Origin of the sequence: Microvirga pakistanensis, from assembly GCF_004458765.1 — a bacterium.
Taxonomy (GTDB): domain Bacteria; phylum Pseudomonadota; class Alphaproteobacteria; order Rhizobiales; family Beijerinckiaceae; genus Microvirga; species Microvirga pakistanensis.
In genome coordinates, this window is the sequence record NZ_SPJX01000541.1 from 1 (window position 1) to 415 (window position 415).

Consider the following 415-nt stretch of genomic DNA (forward strand, 5'->3'; position numbering starts at 1 on the left):
TCCCCTGAGCCTGCGGCTTGTCGAGGAGATGCTGCTCGAGCGCGGTATCGTCGTCTCCTACGAGACGATCCGGCGCTGGGGTAAGAAGTTCGGGCCGGCTTATGCTCGGCGCCTCCACCGCAAGCAGCCGAGTTCACGGGACATCTGGCATCTGGATGAGGTGGTCATCAGTATCGCTGGTAAGAGGCACTGGCTGTGGCGGGCTGTGGACCAGGACGGATACGTGCTCGACGAGATCGTCCAGAGCCACCGCAACACCAAGGCGGCCAAGCGCCTGCTGATCCGGCTGATGAAGAAGCAAGGTATGGTGCCCAAGCGCATCATCACCGATAAGCTGCCCTCCTACGGGGCTGCCAGGCGCAAGGTCATGCCGAGGGTTGAGCACCGGTCTCACAAGGGCTTGAACAACAGGGCT

General features: G+C 62.2%; 1 protein-coding gene. It reads left to right on the forward strand.

Going from position 1 to position 415, the window contains the following annotated elements; genetic code table 11:
* Nucleotides 1–415: IS6 family transposase (locus E4K09_RS23730; protein WP_134500159.1), on the forward strand; the 415-nt coding region annotated here is incomplete at both ends.